The sequence below is a fragment of the Paenibacillus sp. DP01 genome (genome assembly GCF_044784315.1).
Lineage (GTDB): Bacteria > Bacillota > Bacilli > Paenibacillales > Paenibacillaceae > Paenibacillus > Paenibacillus polymyxa.
The window spans coordinates 4,990,970-5,007,500 of sequence record NZ_CP173059.1; the positions used below are offsets into that span (position 1 = coordinate 4,990,970).

At 44.4% G+C, this 16,531-nt stretch carries 9 protein-coding genes, 11 tRNA genes and 2 rRNA genes (1 of these 22 only partly in view); 1 reads left to right on the forward strand and 21 read right to left on the reverse strand.

Annotation, left to right across the window (positions count from 1 at the left end; all coding sequences use genetic code 11):
- The first annotated feature begins 107 nt into the window (after window positions 1-107).
- Window positions 108-986 (forward strand): hypothetical protein, encoded by an 879-nt coding sequence (locus ACH59B_RS21965; protein WP_016818710.1) that lies wholly within the window; start codon window positions 108-110, stop codon window positions 984-986.
- Window positions 987-2,082: 1,096 nt separating this feature from the next.
- Here the strand turns inward: ACH59B_RS21965 and ACH59B_RS21970 are convergent.
- The 21 genes from ACH59B_RS21970 to ACH59B_RS22070 form a co-directional block, all read right to left on the reverse strand.
- The gene (locus tag ACH59B_RS21970; RefSeq protein WP_051517969.1) at window positions 2,083-2,301 is read right to left on the reverse strand and encodes a hypothetical protein; all 219 of its coding nucleotides are present in this window, start codon (window positions 2,299-2,301) and stop codon (window positions 2,083-2,085) included.
- Between the two features lie 239 nt (window positions 2,302-2,540).
- Window positions 2,541-4,373: a glutamine--fructose-6-phosphate transaminase (isomerizing) gene (glmS, locus tag ACH59B_RS21975; protein WP_016818743.1), complete on the reverse strand. Its 1,833-nt coding sequence runs from the start codon at window positions 4,371-4,373 to the stop codon at window positions 2,541-2,543.
- A gap of 631 nt (window positions 4,374-5,004) precedes the next feature.
- Window positions 5,005-6,345 carry a phosphoglucosamine mutase gene (glmM, locus tag ACH59B_RS21980; protein WP_017427765.1) on the reverse strand — a complete coding sequence of 447 codons (1,341 nt, stop codon included), beginning with the start codon at window positions 6,343-6,345 and terminating at the stop codon, window positions 5,005-5,007.
- A gap of 59 nt (window positions 6,346-6,404) precedes the next feature.
- Window positions 6,405-7,874, reverse strand: coding sequence for a YbbR-like domain-containing protein (locus tag ACH59B_RS21985; protein WP_016818745.1), 1,470 nt, complete (start codon window positions 7,872-7,874; stop codon window positions 6,405-6,407).
- On the reverse strand, window positions 7,871-8,704 hold the full coding sequence (gene cdaA, locus ACH59B_RS21990; RefSeq protein WP_167438797.1) for a diadenylate cyclase CdaA: 834 nt from the start codon (window positions 8,702-8,704) through the stop codon (window positions 7,871-7,873). The genes ACH59B_RS21985 and cdaA overlap by 4 nt, the downstream gene beginning before the upstream one ends.
- A 220-nt stretch (window positions 8,705-8,924) precedes the next feature.
- Window positions 8,925-9,548 (reverse strand): zf-HC2 domain-containing protein, encoded by a 624-nt coding sequence (locus tag ACH59B_RS21995; RefSeq protein ID WP_013373238.1) that lies wholly within the window; start codon window positions 9,546-9,548, stop codon window positions 8,925-8,927.
- Window positions 9,549-9,698: 150 nt separating this feature from the next.
- Complete coding sequence (gene sigW / locus ACH59B_RS22000; RefSeq protein WP_013373239.1) at window positions 9,699-10,265, reverse strand: RNA polymerase sigma factor SigW; 567 nt, start codon at window positions 10,263-10,265, stop codon at window positions 9,699-9,701.
- Between the two features lie 190 nt (window positions 10,266-10,455).
- On the reverse strand, window positions 10,456-13,248 hold the full coding sequence (gene ppc, locus ACH59B_RS22005) for a phosphoenolpyruvate carboxylase (protein ID WP_025675905.1): 2,793 nt from the start codon (window positions 13,246-13,248) through the stop codon (window positions 10,456-10,458).
- Between the two features lie 725 nt (window positions 13,249-13,973).
- Window positions 13,974-14,044, reverse strand: a tRNA-Gly gene (locus ACH59B_RS22010).
- Window positions 14,045-14,053: 9 nt separating this feature from the next.
- Window positions 14,054-14,127: transfer RNA gene (locus ACH59B_RS22015), tRNA-Pro, on the reverse strand.
- A gap of 22 nt (window positions 14,128-14,149) precedes the next feature.
- Window positions 14,150-14,226, reverse strand: a tRNA-Arg gene (locus ACH59B_RS22020).
- A gap of 5 nt (window positions 14,227-14,231) precedes the next feature.
- Window positions 14,232-14,306: transfer RNA gene (locus ACH59B_RS22025), tRNA-Gly, on the reverse strand.
- An 11-nt stretch (window positions 14,307-14,317) separates the two neighbouring features.
- Window positions 14,318-14,398 (reverse strand) — tRNA-Leu (locus ACH59B_RS22030).
- A 12-nt stretch (window positions 14,399-14,410) separates the two neighbouring features.
- Window positions 14,411-14,486, reverse strand: a tRNA-Lys gene (locus ACH59B_RS22035).
- Window positions 14,487-14,490: 4 nt separating this feature from the next.
- Window positions 14,491-14,565, reverse strand: a tRNA-Gln gene (locus ACH59B_RS22040).
- 55 nt (window positions 14,566-14,620) lie between these two features.
- A tRNA-Val gene (locus tag ACH59B_RS22045) sits at window positions 14,621-14,696 on the reverse strand.
- An 11-nt stretch (window positions 14,697-14,707) separates the two neighbouring features.
- Window positions 14,708-14,779, reverse strand: a tRNA-Glu gene (locus ACH59B_RS22050).
- Between the two features lie 11 nt (window positions 14,780-14,790).
- Window positions 14,791-14,863: transfer RNA gene (locus tag ACH59B_RS22055), tRNA-Thr, on the reverse strand.
- Between the two features lie 3 nt (window positions 14,864-14,866).
- Window positions 14,867-14,942: transfer RNA gene (locus tag ACH59B_RS22060), tRNA-Asn, on the reverse strand.
- A gap of 18 nt (window positions 14,943-14,960) precedes the next feature.
- A 5S ribosomal RNA gene (gene rrf, locus ACH59B_RS22065) occupies window positions 14,961-15,077 on the reverse strand.
- A gap of 150 nt (window positions 15,078-15,227) precedes the next feature.
- Window positions 15,228-16,531 (reverse strand): 23S ribosomal RNA (locus tag ACH59B_RS22070); it runs 1,642 nt beyond the window's last position.

Here is a 16,531-nt window from a genome sequence, read left to right on the forward strand (position 1 = left end):
ATGTTGGTTATGGTCATTAGATGAACTTCATTTCAATGAGGAGTATACTTTAAATAAAGGTTCGGCCCAAGTGCAGAACTACACTTCATGAGAGAAGGGAAGAGAAGATGGATATAGATACGGAGAATTCCAGACATAGAATCGTAATGGGAGAAATTGAAGCCCTGCGGATAAAACGCCAGCAAAAGCTTGTCGATCGACCTCAACCCTCCTTGAAACGATTTACTCAACAAGAGCTGAACGACGAGGCTTTTCCTTCGTATAAAAATCTGCTGGTTGGACGTACCCGCCGCATACCGACCCGCCAGACGATAATAAATATTGCAGAATATCTTGAGTGTACATCCGACGAGCGTAACGATTTGCTTTTGGCAGCCGGCTTTCTTCCAATTCAGACCGAATTGTATGGACGGTCGTTGGAGCGTGCATTAGAGTGGGCTCAGCAAACGATGAGGAGTATCCCTTTTCCCGCCATGGTCGTAACACATACTCAGGACATCAAGGGATTAAATGAGCCGTTTCATCAATTGTTCGAAATCCCTCTCGACCGTTCATATGACGGTTTAATGAATAGGGTCGATTTACATTTTAATTCTGGTTTTCCTATCCGGTCCCGCTCCACGTTTGACAAGGCGTCGTTTAAGCAGTGGGAGGAGCACATCATAAACGGAATACAAGCCTTTAAGAGTGAGCACATGCTCTCGCGTTATGATGCGTGGTATCAAAAATTGCTGGATAGAGTTCAGAAATATAACGCGTGCGAATATCTGAGTGTGCCGGATGTAGGGGGAAATGTTGATCAAATACAAACAATTCTAGCCAGAATAGAAAGCTCCGGAGACCTTATTCCCGTACGCTACAGACAGGTTTCGATTTCCGCAGGCGGCCGCTTATATCCGCAAATTGAGGTTTTCCTACCGGTAGATTCTGCCGCGCGCACAGTTTTCGAGAACCTGGGATGTCCAGCTGATTGTACATTTGTCTAATCCGATACTTACAAGAAGATGGAAACGAAAAGTTATTGGTAGCTGATAATTCAGAATAGGTGGTTTATTAAACTATTGGGGAACGTTAGTTGAATGACAACAGCGGCAGTCTAAGGCTTTATTTATCAAGTCTTGGTCTGCCGCTGCTTTATATTAATTGTTCAGTCTAAAACTCATTTTTCAAAAGCTGACGATTCTTCAGTTCAAAAACCTCGCTAAATCAACAACTCTAGTCTAATACTTTATTTTCACCGAACACCTGTCATTAACTTTTCTAATATTTCTTTACCATAATATCGATTTCTATTTAAACCAAAGCTGCCGACTTGATTTTAACAAATCCTGATGACACTTGTTCATCAGGATTTTGATTTTACTAAAAGTGATTCTTTTATTATGTTTCCTTAATATTTAGCACACAACTTTATTGTTTAGTACATAACTTTATTGTCTGTAGACAGCATTTCTAAATTCTGGTTTTCGAATTGAATTAAATGAGCAGTATTAGAACAACAAGATTTGAATCTAATCGGTAAAAATATTACCCTTTTTAATAGAGCATTTTCTGTCTCTCCTTTAAAGAAAAGATATAGTAAATGGAAAATTTTAGTACCCATTAGTTCACTTAAAGAAGTAGCGCCTCACACCTTCTTTTACAATTTAATTAACTATGTGATAGCTGATGATTCTTTTACCACCAATCTACATTCTTCATAATCTTCAAATTCATTTCTTATGTAAATTGATTTTAGATCAGTTGGGGTATATCTAATGCTGAGATTCCAACCGCCTTCTTTCAAAGCTCTTTCTAACCATTTCTCACGTACGGCTCTTGAGCAAGTATAAAAAAACTGCTGAAAACAGAAACCGTGGGATGTTACAAAAGCAATATGCTAAGTGAATTTAGTGATATGAATTATTACACTCCTTTCTCTATTCATATTATAGTCATTGTTAATTTTTTTATATATAAATGCCAGGAATAATCGGTATACGGATAATTCGTGACTTTTATGTACCTAGATTAAAATCAGTATTTCTAAGACATATTATTAAGGAACTCCCGTAAAAGATTAGTACCGAACAATCTTCAGTTTTATAAAATCAATAATTTCATCTCTATCTTCTTTAGTAAGTTTTCGAAACAAAGAATAAGTTCTAATTCCTGAGCTTCAATGGCTAAATTAAAAATAGTGTTCTTTGATACAGGCGTATCTCCAACGATTAACCACTCTATATGGGAATTGAAGTTTTCTTTAATTGCTATAATTATATCAAGAGAGGGTCTGTATTTATCTTGCTCCAGCTCACTCAACGTTCCTTCAGAAATTCAAAATCATATTTGCAAACTTTATTTGATTTAAGTTGTTTGTTTTTCTAATCGTTCGAATTCGTTGGCCTATTGTAGACAAAATTGCCCTCCTAAACTAAAAAGATCCCGATATATCATCGGGATCTTTGTTGATGTTTGTAAAATGAATAGTTCCAGACTTTTTTTACTGGTTCCACACTTTTTTTTATCACCAGACAATGAATTTAGAATTTTACTAAAGCTTATTCTACAGTAACACTTTTCGCCAGGTTACGTGGTTTATCAACATCATGACCTAGTGCAAGCGATGCGTAGTAAGCTAACAGTTGGAGAGCTATAACTGAAATGGCAGCCGACAGAATCGGAAGTGTTTTTGGAATTGCAAATACTTGATCTACGGATTTCAACAGCTCGACAGCATGCTCTTCATATGTGATTGCAAGCACGTCACCGCCACGAGCTTTGACTTCCTTAATGTTGCTCACGGTTTTTTCCAACACGGATTCCTGTGTTACCAAAGCGATAACTGGAATTCCCTCTTCGATCAATGCCAGTGTACCATGCTTCAGTTCACCCGCAGCATATGCCTCGGAATGAATGTAGGAGATTTCCTTGAGCTTCAGGGAACCTTCCTGTACTACAGCATAGTCTTGACCACGACCAATAAAGAATAGGTGCTTGTTGCTAGCAATTTGCTCAGCATAGGCTTTGATCGCATCTGCTTTACCCAACATCTCTTCTACTTGCTCTGGCAGTGATTCCATAGCAGCCAGCACATGAGCTACTTGCTCATCCGTTTGTGTGCCACGTACTTGAGCCAGATACAGACCCAACAGATAAAACGCAATCAACTGGGATGAATACGCTTTGGTGGAGGCCACGGCAATTTCCGGTCCTGCCAGTGTAACCAACACATCATCTGCATCACGGGCGATAGAGCTGCCGACTACATTTGTAATCGCCAGTACATGAGCCCCGTTTGCTTGTGCTTCACGCAGTGCTGCCAATGTATCAGCAGTTTCACCGGATTGACTCACCACGATCACCAATGTCTCTGGTGTTACGATAGGAGAACGGTAGCGGTACTCGGAAGCTACATCGTTTTCTACCGGAATACGAGCCATACTTTCAATAACCGTACGGCCAATCAAACCAGCATTGTAAGCTGTACCACACGCTACAATTTGAATGTTGCGGATATTTTTAATTTGTTCTTCTGTCAGCTTCAGCTCTGGAAGAACAACTTTTTTAGTATCTTTATCGATACGACCCAACATCGTGTCACGGTAAGCCTTAGGCTGTTCGTGAATTTCTTTCAACATGAAATGCTCATAGCCGCCCTTTTCCGCTGTAACAGCATCCCATTCGACATGAATCATTTCCCGAGAAATAAATTGGCCTTCGATTGTCATTAATTCGACAGCATCACTAGTCAGAACAGCCATTTCGCCATCGTTCAAAATAAATACATTGCGTGTATATTTCAGAATAGCCGGAATGTCGGAACCGATAAAGTTCTCGCCTTCTCCCACACCAATAACCAACGGACTGGCTTGACGAACAGCTACCAGCTTATTAGGCTCGTGCTCGGTCAGCACTCCCAGTGCAAAAGCACCGCGCATAAAGGTAATTGCTTTTTGTACTGCTTTAACAATATCTCCTTCATACTCACGCGCAACCAGATGGGAAATGATTTCTGTATCCGTTTCGGAAATAAAGGTATGACCTTCGCTGATCAGCTGTTCCTTCAGTTCCAGATAGTTCTCAATAATTCCGTTGTGAACTACAGAGAACTTTTGGCTCTCATCCAAATGCGGATGGGAGTTTTCATCAGAAGGTTTACCGTGTGTTGCCCAACGTGTATGTCCGATGCCTGCATGGCCTACCAACGGTGTACCATCCAGTTTAGCTTCCAGATTCGCCAGACGACCTTTTGCCTTGGCTACTTGCAGTCCTGAATCTGTAAACACGGCAATACCCGCAGAATCATACCCGCGATACTCCAGCTTCTTCAGTCCGTCAATCAATACCTCTTGCGTATTCTGATTACCAATATATCCTACAATGCCACACATATTCGTTATCCTCCCGATCATCATTTCACAAGACGACTCATCACAGGACTAACGTGTGCGGTAGATTGTGGAATAAAGTTCATTCATCTATGAAGTTGTCAATGATAACTATAGAATTTACAGGCATCTCTTCACGAATGTAACGAAATTCCCAAACCGCGCACGCCAATGATGATGGCCGCACATTCATGAAATGAATCTTATAATTTAGGTTATAAAATAATTAGGGCATCTACCGGTGCGTTGTGTAAACAGTTGCCTGTTCATTTTCCGCTGCCGGTTTACGGGTTGATGCTTCACCGGAAGGTCCCCGCCGAATGTTTCGAACACCTTCACCTCGTCAGCTTGCTTTGTCGTGAACCGATTGCGAGCAACATCATCTCAACGGAATCTATTGCTTCTCCACCAAGTTCCCCCGCACAAAATCAAGCTCTGGCGCTTGTAATACGTTACCTCACAACCCTCGCTTTCTCTATCTGAGTCACAGCATCCCTATATTATATTCAGCAGAGCATCATTTGGCAATGACACTTTATTCATAATTACACCCTAAAGGCATTAAAGCATTAGTGAATAACCGCAAACGCGGTTGCCTGCTTGTGTTTAACAGGCAACCCACGTTTACAAAATTTTAAACTAATTCTTTTTTCACGACATCTACGATCTGTCCGACAAATTGCTCCAGCTCATCCTTATCCGGGCCTTCGGCCATCACACGAATAAGTGACTCTGTACCTGAAGCACGGACCAATACACGCCCATTATCGCCCAATTGTTGTTCCACCTGTTCAATCGCTTCTGCAATCGCAGGGTTCCCCTCGTAATTACGTTTGTCCTGCACACGTACATTTACAAGAACTTGTGGATATTGTTTCATAAGCGATTTTAGTTCGCTCATCTTCTTGCCAGAAGCTTTCAGGGTATCTACCAGTTGAATCCCCGTCAGCATGCCATCGCCTGTCGTATTGTGATCAAGGAAAATAACATGACCAGACTGCTCACCGCCCAGATTAAATCCACCCCGACGCATTTCTTCCATCACATAACGGTCTCCAACCGCAGTTTTTGCAGTCTTGAGAGCTAGCTTTTCAGTAGCTTTATAAAAACCGATATTACTCATTACTGTCGATACAATAGTGCTGTCCTTGAGTTTTCCAGCCCGGTTCATTGCATCTCCGCAAATACAGAGAATGTAGTCTCCATCAACCTCTTCCCCGTTCTCATCAATTGCGATTAGGCGATCGGCATCGCCGTCAAAGGCAAGACCAATGTCCGCTTTCAAGCGGCGCACTTCCTCTTTCAGCTTTTCAGGATGAGTCGAGCCGCAATGATCATTGATATTCAATCCGTTTGGCTCCGCGCCGATCGTATGCACTTCAGCTCCCAAATCCGCAAAAAGCTTCGGCGCCAGCTCATAAGCTGCTCCGTTTGCACAGTCCAATACTATTTTTAGGCCTTCAAAAGAATGACTGATTGTTGTTTTCAAAAACTCCAGATAATCGTAGCGGGAATGCTCGTCTACAACAACCGTACCCAACCCGCTACCAATCGGACGAGGCAATTGGTCTTCTTTTGCATCCATGAGCTCTTCAATTTTCAATTCAGTTTCATCGGTTAATTTAAACCCATCGCCGCCAAAAAACTTAATCCCGTTGTCCTCAACAGGATTGTGAGATGCTGAGATCATGACACCAGCGTCCGCTTTTAATTGCCGTGTGAGATATGCCACCCCAGGCGTCGAAACAATACCTAGGCGAACCACATTAGCCCCAATAGACAACAAGCCGGCTACCAGTGCCGATTCCAACATCAGTCCAGATATCCGTGTATCCATACCAATAACAACTGTCGGTTTCTCTACATTACCTGCTAAAACATATCCGCCGCAGCGGCCAATGCTATATGCCAGTTCGGCTGTTAGTTCCTGATTAGCAACGCCTCGTACACCATCTGTACCAAAATATTTCCCCATGTAAAATGACTCCCTTTTTTTGTCTAATAATCTTGATCATTTACTACAGATAAAACATGTTATGGCTGACCGTTCTCCGAGGTTCCATTCGCAGAAGATTCTGCGCCGTTATGAGGACTTGTTTTATCCTCCGCAGCTGCGTTGTCCCCGGTATTTGCGTCAGAGTTGCCACCTTGATTGCCTTGCCCCTCCTGTGGCCTCTCCTGCCCCTTATCACCACTACCAGAGGGGTTTGATTCATTCTCACTATTCGGATTCGTTACAGCAGGCGTAGAAGGGCTCTCAATGTTTACCGTTGCCTTTAGTTGGCCGGCATTCCCGGCTTGCGTAATGTATTTAGGCAAGCCTACTTTTAGGGTAACCTCGTGTTGACCAGCCGCGAGGCCACTTACATTTGCCACCAAACTAACGTCATCATTGGTTAAATTGTTTACCAAATCCTGCGGGCCCTTCACAGTAACATCCATCGTCTTGCCTGCCGGTGCTATAATAGTTGCGTTAGCTCCATCTCCTGCACCTTGTAAAACGATTGGGATGCCTGACAGCGTCCGTTCCGTATCTGTTACTTCATTGGAAGGAACGACGGTCACCTGAATTTGTATTAACCCTGGCTCGATTTTATCAGAACCTGAGGGAGCTGCCAAATTAGCTTGAACTGTACGGGTCCCCGCTTCTGTAAATTGACTCAGATCGAGTGTAGCCGTGACATAAGAGCTCAGGCTGCTTAATACATCCTGTGATGCATATACCGCTGCTTCCTTCACATTTGCGTTTACTTTAGAAAGCGCCAATCCGTCTGGCAGCTCTCCGGAATAGACTATCTTGACAGGCACAGACTTCGCCTGCTGAGTGACCGGGATTTCAACTGACACAGTGGATGGCTCAATGACCGCACCTGTGAGTTCCTGCCCCTTTTTGTTATAGGCCTTCAGCTTTACCCGTTTCTGTTCAAACTTTTCTGAGATGCCATCCGTGTTAACAGCCCCTTGCACCGCAGTAACGGTATTCAGCTGGCTTTTGGGTAAAGTAACCTTTACTGTTTGAGGAGCAATCACAGGCTTACCGAGCTGTAGCCCCGCATCTGGACTACCCTTAGGTACTATAGATACATTAAATGATTTCGTTTGTTTTTCCTCAATTGTTACTGTAACACGGTTAGGAGTCATGGATACCAATTCCACCCCATCCGGTAAATCCGGTTCAAGTGACAATGTTTTAGTGCCTGCTCCTAAGCCGCTTAAGTTTAATTTTGCCTGATAATTATCCGCGAAAAAAGTAGTCAGGACAGAGCGCTGTCCTCTGACCTCCATCTTTACATGATCCGTGTCCATCGTAGACAGCACATATTTTGAATCATCCAGACCACTGGCCTGAATGGCCACATTATCAATTATTTTATTATTGTAGGAAACGGTCAATGTAGACGAAGGAGTACCTGTATCCAGATGAACCATTCCCCACAGCATTATAGCAACCGCAAGCGCCAATATCTTGGAAATCGTATTATTGTTAATCCATTTGTCCATCATGAATTTTCACGGCCTCCCCTCCGATTCCAGAATGAGCCGCGTTTTTCCTTCAAAGACGGTGTTGGCCGCAACTCCTCATACAGCTTGGAGATTAGGGATTCTTCCTTAATGTCACGCACGACCTGACCATTGATAGCCAACGAAATTTGCCCTGTTTCCTCCGATACCACGACAGTTACGGCATCCGTTACCTCACTCACGCCAATTGCAGCCCGATGACGGGTTCCCAACTCCTTGCTAATGAAGGGATTTTCCGATAATGGCAAATAGCAGGCCGCAGAGGCAATCTGTTTATTTTGTATAATCACCGCACCATCATGCAAAGGCGTATTGGGAATAAAGATGTTAATTAGCAGTTCAGAACTAACTACGGCCTGTGTCTTGATACCAGACTCCGTATATTCGTTCAGTCCTGTCTCGCGCTCGAATACGACCAATGCTCCTATTTTTCTACGTGATAAATAATTCAGCGCCTTAATCATTTCTCCAATTAACTTATTGATCTCTTCATCATCTACTGACGAACGCCCAAATAGTTTACCACGCCCCAACTGCTCTAGAGCACGACGTAACTCAGGCTGAAAAATAATAAAAATAGCCACTACACCAAAGGTGAACATCTGATTCATCAACCACTTGAGCGTGTACAAATCAAACCAGGTACTAACCGCCCAAATAACGACCAGGAACAGAATTCCTTTTAACAATTGAACTGCTCGCGTTCCGCGAACAAGTAAAATAAGCTGATACATAATATAGGTTACGATTAAAATGTCGATAATATCTTTAATGGACTCTTTCCAAGTCAGGTCCGCAAAATAATCCAACATGCGCATGCCCCCGCAATTTTCTGTAGTGAGTGGGTGTAATATGTACACAGTATGCTCTCTCTATCTAGGTTATAACGATCAGGCTCACGTTGCAAGCTGTGCGACAAAAGAATCACCAAAATCAGTAAAATACAGTACGATTCGCCAGATTCATATACAAAAAAACGCCTTTTCCAGCGGAAAAAGGCGCTCGATATCGTTCTTGCCATTCAAGCTTCTTTTATGGAGAAGACGGTCCCCCGAACAAATCGGTAACCTTGTACCAAATCCAGTCCAAGGTTTGATCGATACTTTTAACCTGTCCTGCAATATGGGCGGTTGAAGCTTGATAGTAAGAGCCGTCAATCACAGTAAGATTTCCTTCCACATCACCGTATACACGGGCCTCACCATTTTGTACTGTTAAATCTCCGGCAATGGATTTCCCTTCAGGTACAATTACAGTATCGCCCTGAATAACAACTTGATCTAGATTGCTTCCTTTGACTACCAATTGATGGTCCGTGCTAGAAAAGCTGGCCATACTTGAGCATATCACAATAAGGAAGAAGGCGGCAGCTGTTACAGCGGGATGCCTCTTCACCCAAGTTAGCATAGGCACCGCAGGCTGTCTTTTATGCGGCGGCAAAGCATTCATAATGCGAAATGTCAGCTCATCCGATACACACGGCACTTGATGATAGCGTGTACCGTAAAGCATCGCATCCGTCCGCTCCAGCTCTTTAAAACGCATGCGGCATTCCGGGCAGTCTAACAAGTGTTGTTCCAACTCATGTTTGTCCTGCTCAGACAGGTCGCCATCTAGATAGTCATGCATAAAAGAGACGGCTTGTTTGCAATCCATATGAGCCAATCCTTTCTAATATTCTTCCTTGTTTCTCAACATAACATGCTCCGGCTTAGAAACTTTGCTCATCTTACATACGTTACAACGAGCATTATGTTTCATAAAAACATCTACGCAGGCTCTTTTCCTAGAATGTATGCACATCATTTATAGCTTGTGCTCCAATTTTTTGCGTAGAAAATCCCGTCCCCTGTGTACTCTTGTCTTAATTGTGGTAACTGGGAGATTGAGTACATCGCTAATTTCCTGCAAGGAAAGCTCCTGCAAGTACCGTAAAACCATAATCGTCTTGTATTTATCCGGAAGGCTGTCAATGGCGTCATGAATTAAAGCTTGCGTTTCCGACAACAGCGTGCTCCCTTCAGGGGTAAGCTCTTCACTAGCAAGCATGGCGTACCCATCAACACCTTCTTGATCATTCATTTCAGCATCAAGTGAGTATGTAGGTTTTCTCCTTCGCAGACGATCAATGCACAGATTTGTAGCAATCCGATAAATCCAGGTTGAGAATTTCTGTCCATGGTCATACTTTTCTAAGTTGCGATACACACGCAAAAAAGTCTCCTGCACCAAATCCTCCGCCTCATGACGATTACCTAGCATCCGGTAGGAAAGATGAAAAATCCGATCTTTATATAACTCGACTAACTCCGCAAAAGCTCGCTGATCACCTTTTTGCACCAGCCTAACCAAGCGGCTTTCCATATTATCCACTCTATACTCCCCCAGACTTGCTGATGGGTTACTTATTATATGTTTATGATTATTCATCGTAGTTTAATTTTATCCAGAAATCAACTGAAGTATGGACACAAGTAACAAACTCGTGCGTCATTACTATAAACACAGCACAATCGGGCACTCCATGAGTACCCGATTGCCTGTATCATACAGCCAAACTATATCAGCCTGTGTTTCTCAAGCCTGCGGCAATTCCGTTAATCGTCAACAGTACCTCACGCAGCATTTCAGCATCATCACCGTTCTGATTACGCAACTCGCGCAGCTCACTTAGCAATTGAACCTGCAAATAACTTAACGGATCGACATAAGGATTACGCAACCGGATAGATTCCTGAATAACAGGTACATCGTCCAAAATCTCAGATTGTCCGGTTATTTTCAAAATCAACTCAGATGTCAGCTTGAACTCTGCAGAAATCTGTCCAAATATACGTTGTCGTGCTTCTTCATTATCCGACATCCCAGCGTACTCCTCTGCAATCAGCAAATCCGCTTTAGCGATTGCCATTTGCAGTGTATCAATAAGCGACCGGAAGAAAGCAGAGTCTCTAAACATCGTTTGCAGCACTTTAAGGTTATCTTCATTGTTTTGATAGTAGCTTTGCAAACCAGTTCCTGCCGCATACCAAGCGGGTAGCAAGTAACGACTTTGTGTCCACGCAAAAACCCACGGAATGGCACGCAAGTCCTCAAAACGTTCGCTATTCTTACGCTTGGACGGGCGAGATCCAATATTCAGCTCGCCTACCTCAGGCAACGGTGTAGATTCTTTGAAGAAACTGAAGAAATCCGGGTCTCGGAAAATCAAATCTTGATACTTCTCCAGTGATACCTCGGAAATACGGGCAATAATCTCCTCCCAGCTTTCCTCGAACACTTCTTTCTTTCCTGAGCGATGATAGGCAGCAGCCGTAATTAACGCCGATGTCGCCTGCTCCAAGCTCCGATATGCAATCCCCTTGAGCGAATAGCGGGATGATAGCACTTCGCCTTGCTCTGTAATCTTAATTCCTCCACCAATGGTATGAGGAGGCTGAGCCAGAATACTGCGGTTAAGTGGCATTCCTCCACGCCCCAGCGCTCCTCCACGTCCGTGGAAAAACTTCACTTTTGCGCCATACTCGTTTACTACTTCCGTAATGCTATTCATAGCGACCCGAAGTTCCCAGTTCGCTGTAACCACACCGCCATCCTTATTACTATCCGAGTAGCCAAGCATGATCTCCTGAAGCTCATCCATGGCGGCTACAGATTGTCGATATACAGGCAGGTTCATCAATCTTCTCATAATATCAGGTGCAGCGTGCAAATCATCTATCGTTTCGAACAAAGGAACGGATTGCAGCGTACAGATGACAGTGCCATCCTTCTCGATGCGGAACAGGCCCACCTCTTTGGCTAATACCATGACCTCAAGCAAATCACTGGCCCCTTGGGTCATACTGATCAAGTAGCTTGTAATGGACTGCTTGCCAAATTCCTCCTGAGCCAAATAAATCGTACGATATACATCAAGACATTCCTGTGTGCTATCGCTATATTTTAAATACGGCGAGGTAATCGGACGCGGTTCATTCAGCAGCTGTTCCAGCAGATCTATTTTTTCTTCCTCTGACAACTTACTGTAATCTGACACAATATTCATTTTAGAAAGAATTTCAGTCATCGCATTTTCATGTTCCTGACTATGCTGACGCACATCCAGCGTAGCCGTATGAAACCCGAATAGCTCTACCTGACGAATCATCTTTTGGATATACGTGTCTGCCACATAATCAGCAAAATGATGGCGCAAGCTGTTGTCAATAACATTCAGGTCTGCAATAAGTTCCTCCGCGGAGCTGTAGCGCTCCTTGGTACCCTGTTTGCTTTCATCCAAAACGTTATTCACCTTAGCAATCATATATGCCAGTTTGATGCGATAAGGCTCTTTTTCGTTATGCCATACTTCCATTTTTTTAAGTGTGATGTGGGCGCGGTCTTCTTCAATAGAAGCCAACAAATCATCAGAAACCCGCACAATGCTGGTACTGAAGCTCAAGTAACCCATGAGTTCTTTCAGCGTGTGCTGATATTCTCTCAAAGCCAACTTGCGCTGCATACGTAATGTTTCCCAAGTCACATGAGATGTAACAGATGGATTCCCGTCTCGGTCTCCACCGATCCAAGAACCAAATCTCAAATAAGTTGGAATGTGCCATTTTTGCTCAGGATAATATTTGACCAAACATCGTTCCAGTTCTTGGTATACATCCGGCAATACATGAAACAAGGTCTCATGAAAATAATACATTCCATTTCTTACTTCATCTAATACAGTTGGCTTTCGATCACGTAGCTCATCGGTCTGCCACAATGTAATTACTTCATTAAGCAGATTTTCCCGTACCTGTTCTCGCTCACGCAAGGTAAGCATCGGATTATCCAGCAGCATGACGTCTTCGGAAATACGTTTGTGGATATCCAGGATTACTCGTCGTGTTGCTTCTGTAGGATGTGCAGTCATGACCAGCTCCAAAGAGAGTTCATTCAGCATGTTGCTAACGTCCTCTGCGGAGAAGCCTCCTTGTTTAAGCTCCTGAACGGAACTTTCGATAGAACCGGGTTGAACCTCTTCACCAGCGGAATGCTCATAATCCCGCTTACGACGAATACGATGGTTCTGCTCAGCGATATTCACCAACTGAAAGTAAATCGCAAACGCGCGAATAACCTGGTGACGAATATCCGTATCCAGTCCACTGACCATTTGTTTGAAATTCTCGTATAACTCCGGCTGATACCCGGCACGTAACGATTTACTTGCCTCACGTATTTTCTCCACGATATCCAAAAGTTCGTTGCCACCCTGATGAACCAAAACCTCACCAAGAATATTTCCTAGAAAACGAACGTCCCGCCGTAGCAGATTGTTGGATTGGTTTTTGTTAGCGGTTAACGTAAGCTCAGTCATGCTTTTCCCCCCATCTGATCTGTTCCACACCTATTCAGTTGTAGCAAAGGTACGTATACACACGAAATTTGACACTTTCTTAACATCATACAATAAAAACGTATGAAAAGCTGCAAAATTTACAGGAAAAAATCATGCTTTTGAAATACTTTTTTGGAGAATATATTGGTTATATATACATAATAATGAAATTTAAAAATTTAATCTGATTTTATAGCTATTGATGTGCGAAACTTTATGCACAGTCTCTTTTAAAAGGTGCGTTTTCAAAGGTACAAATTCTTGTGTCATGATGTGTATATGTTTATTATTTGTTGACAAAGTGAAATTCATTGCGCTCTACCACAAAGATATACACAAAAAAGCCATAATCTCAGTATTCTAAATCTGTTTACTCATTAATCTCTACGTGTTACCCACATAAATAAAGAAGAGTGTGCACAACAAAAGGAGCAGATGTAGAGTTATCACCATGAATTTCGCAACATAATAATTATAGGATTCCTATTTTCAATGGATTTGATCACGAATTTAGCCTTACTACAGGAAAAAGGGGGCCGTAAGAGGGGAAATCCGGGTCTAGGTGATAAAAGCCTATATAGGATATGCACAAGTCATCCCCAACCGTGCATGACAAGAGGCATCATTTAATGCTCTATATACATAGAAGTTAATGTATTGTGGACAAAATAAAAAGAAGCCTTTCGGCTTCTAGGTAATCGGTAAGCGGGTGATGGGAATCGAACCCACGCTATCAGCTTGGAAGGCTGAAGTTCTACCATTGAACTACACCCGCAAATCAGTATCGGGATGACACGATTTGAACATGCGACCCCCTGGTCCCAAACCAGGTGCTCTACCAAGCTGAGCTACATCCCGATATTATATTATTTTAAAAAGATGGCGCGCCCTGAGAGATTCGAACTCCCGGCCTTTTGATTCGTAGTCAAACGCTCTATCCAGCTGAGCTAAGGGCGCAAATATGGAGCGGACGACGGGAATCGAACCCGCGACCCTCGCCTTGGCAAGGCGATGCTCTACCGCTGAGCCACGTCCGCAAAAACAGGTATGCGCGTGGAGGGACTTGAACCCCCACGTCAAAGACGCTAGATCCTAAGTCTAGTGCGTCTGCCAATTCCGCCACACGCGCATACAATGATAATGGTGAGCCATGAAGGACTCGAACCTTCGACACCCTGATTAAAAGTCAGGTGCTCTACCAACTGAGCTAATGGCTCTTAATGGCTGGGGATATAGGATTTGAACCTATGCATGACGGAGTCAAAGTCCGTTGCCTTACCGCTTGGCTAATCCCCAATATGCATATGATTCACAATTCCCCTATATTTCATCCATGTAAGAGAATAAAATATGGTGGAGGCTGAGGGGATCGAACCCCCGACCCTCTGCTTGTAAGGCAGATGCTCTCCCAGCTGAGCTAAGCCTCCATACTATCCTATGACCCGTAGGGGATTCGAACCCCTGTTACCTCCGTGAAAGGGAGGTGTCTTAACCCCTTGACCAACGGGCCATCCTGTAACAAGCTCTCAACCGGGATCGAACCGGTGACCTCATCCTTACCATGGATGCACTCTACCTACTGAGCTATGAGAGCAAATGGCTCCCCGAACAGGACTCGAACCTGTGACAACTCGATTAACAGTCGAGTGCTCTACCAACTGAGCTATCAGGGAATAATAATTATAAAACTCGCTTGGCGGCGTCCTACTCTCCCAGGACCCTGCGGTCCAAGTACCATCGGCGCTGGAGGGCTTAACGGTCGTGTTCGGGATGGGTACGTGTGGAACCCCTCCGCTATCGCCACCAAACGTGAATTTACACCGTAAATTCTTCCGTAAGCTTATTCGGTTCATCACGGATTCTGTGAATGAATAGCTATACGCTTGTCGTATGTACTTCTACATACCTTCAAGGTTACACCCTGAAAACTGGATCCGAAACTTCATTGCGTCTTATCTTAGGATAAGCCCTCGACCGATTAGTATTGGTCAGCTCCATGCATTACTGCACTTCCACCCCCAACCTATCTACCTCGTCGTCTTCAAGGGGTCTTACTAATTGGGAAATCTCATCTTGAGGGGGGCTTCACGCTTAGATGCTTTCAGCGCTTATCCCTTCCGTACATAGCTACCCAGCGGTGCTCCTGGCGGAACAACTGGTACACCAGCGGTACGTCCATCCCGGTCCTCTCGTACTAAGGACAGCTCCTCTCAAATTTCCTACGCCCACGACAGATAGGGACCGAACTGTCTCACGACGTTCTGAACCCAGCTCGCGTACCGCTTTAATGGGCGAACAGCCCAACCCTTGGGACCTACTTCAGCCCCAGGATGCGATGAGCCGACATCGAGGTGCCAAACCTCCCCGTCGATGTGGACTCTTGGGGGAGATAAGCCTGTTATCCCCAGGGTAGCTTTTATCCGTTGAGCGATGGCCCTTCCATGCGGTACCACCGGATCACTAAGCCCGACTTTCGTCCCTGCTCGACTTGTAGGTCTCGCAGTCAAGCTCCCTTCTGCCTTTGCACTCTTCGAATGATTTCCAACCATTCTGAGGGAACCTTGGGGCGCCTCCGTTACTCTTTAGGAGGCGACCGCCCCAGTCAAACTGCCCACCTGACACTGTCCTCGTACCGGATTACGGTACCAAGTTAGAACCTAGATACGATCAGGGTGGTATCCCAAGGATGCCTCCCTTCAAGCTGGCGCTCAAAGTTCTACGGCTCCCACCTATCCTGTACAGATCGTACCCAAATTCAATATCAAGCTGCAGTAAAGCTCCATGGGGTCTTTCCGTCTTGTCGCGGGTAACCTGCATCTTCACAGGTATTAAAATTTCACCGGATCTCTCGTTGAGACAGCGCCCAAGTCGTTACGCCATTCGTGCGGGTCAGAATTTACCTGACAAGGAATTTCGCTACCTTAGGACCGTTATAGTTACGGCCGCCGTTTACTGGGGCTTCGGTTCATAGCTTCGCCCGAAGGCTTACCACTCCCCTTAACCTTCCAGCACCGGGCAGGCGTCAGCCCGTATACTTCGCCTTGCGGCTTCGCACAGACCTGTGTTTTTGCTAAACAGTCGCTTGGGCCTTTTCACTGCGGCCCCCTCGGGCTATTCACCCTACCGAGGCACCCCTTCTCCCGAAGTTACGGGGTCATTTTGCCGAGTTCCTTAACGAGAGTTCTTCCGCGCGCCTTAGAATTCTCTTCTCGCCTACCTGTGTCGGTTTGCGGTACGGGCACCTTCTCCTGGCTAGAGGCTT

Bases quoted from the DNA above. Each gene is read 5' to 3' on its own strand.
- ACH59B_RS21965 (WP_016818710.1), top strand. From the start codon at position 108: ATGGATATAGATACGGAGAATTCCAGACATAGAATCGTAATGGGAGAA.
- glmS (WP_016818743.1), bottom strand. From the start codon at position 4,373: ATGTGTGGCATTGTAGGATATATTGGTAATCAGAATACGCAAGAGGTA.
- glmM (WP_017427765.1), bottom strand. From the start codon at position 6,345: ATGGGGAAATATTTTGGTACAGATGGTGTACGAGGCGTTGCTAATCAG.
- ACH59B_RS21985 (WP_016818745.1), bottom strand. From the start codon at position 7,874: ATGATGGACAAATGGATTAACAATAATACGATTTCCAAGATATTGGCG.
- cdaA (WP_167438797.1), bottom strand. From the start codon at position 8,704: ATGTTGGATTATTTTGCGGACCTGACTTGGAAAGAGTCCATTAAAGAT.
- ACH59B_RS21995 (WP_013373238.1), bottom strand. From the start codon at position 9,548: ATGGATTGCAAACAAGCCGTCTCTTTTATGCATGACTATCTAGATGGC.
- ppc (WP_025675905.1), bottom strand. From the start codon at position 13,248: ATGACTGAGCTTACGTTAACCGCTAACAAAAACCAATCCAACAATCTG.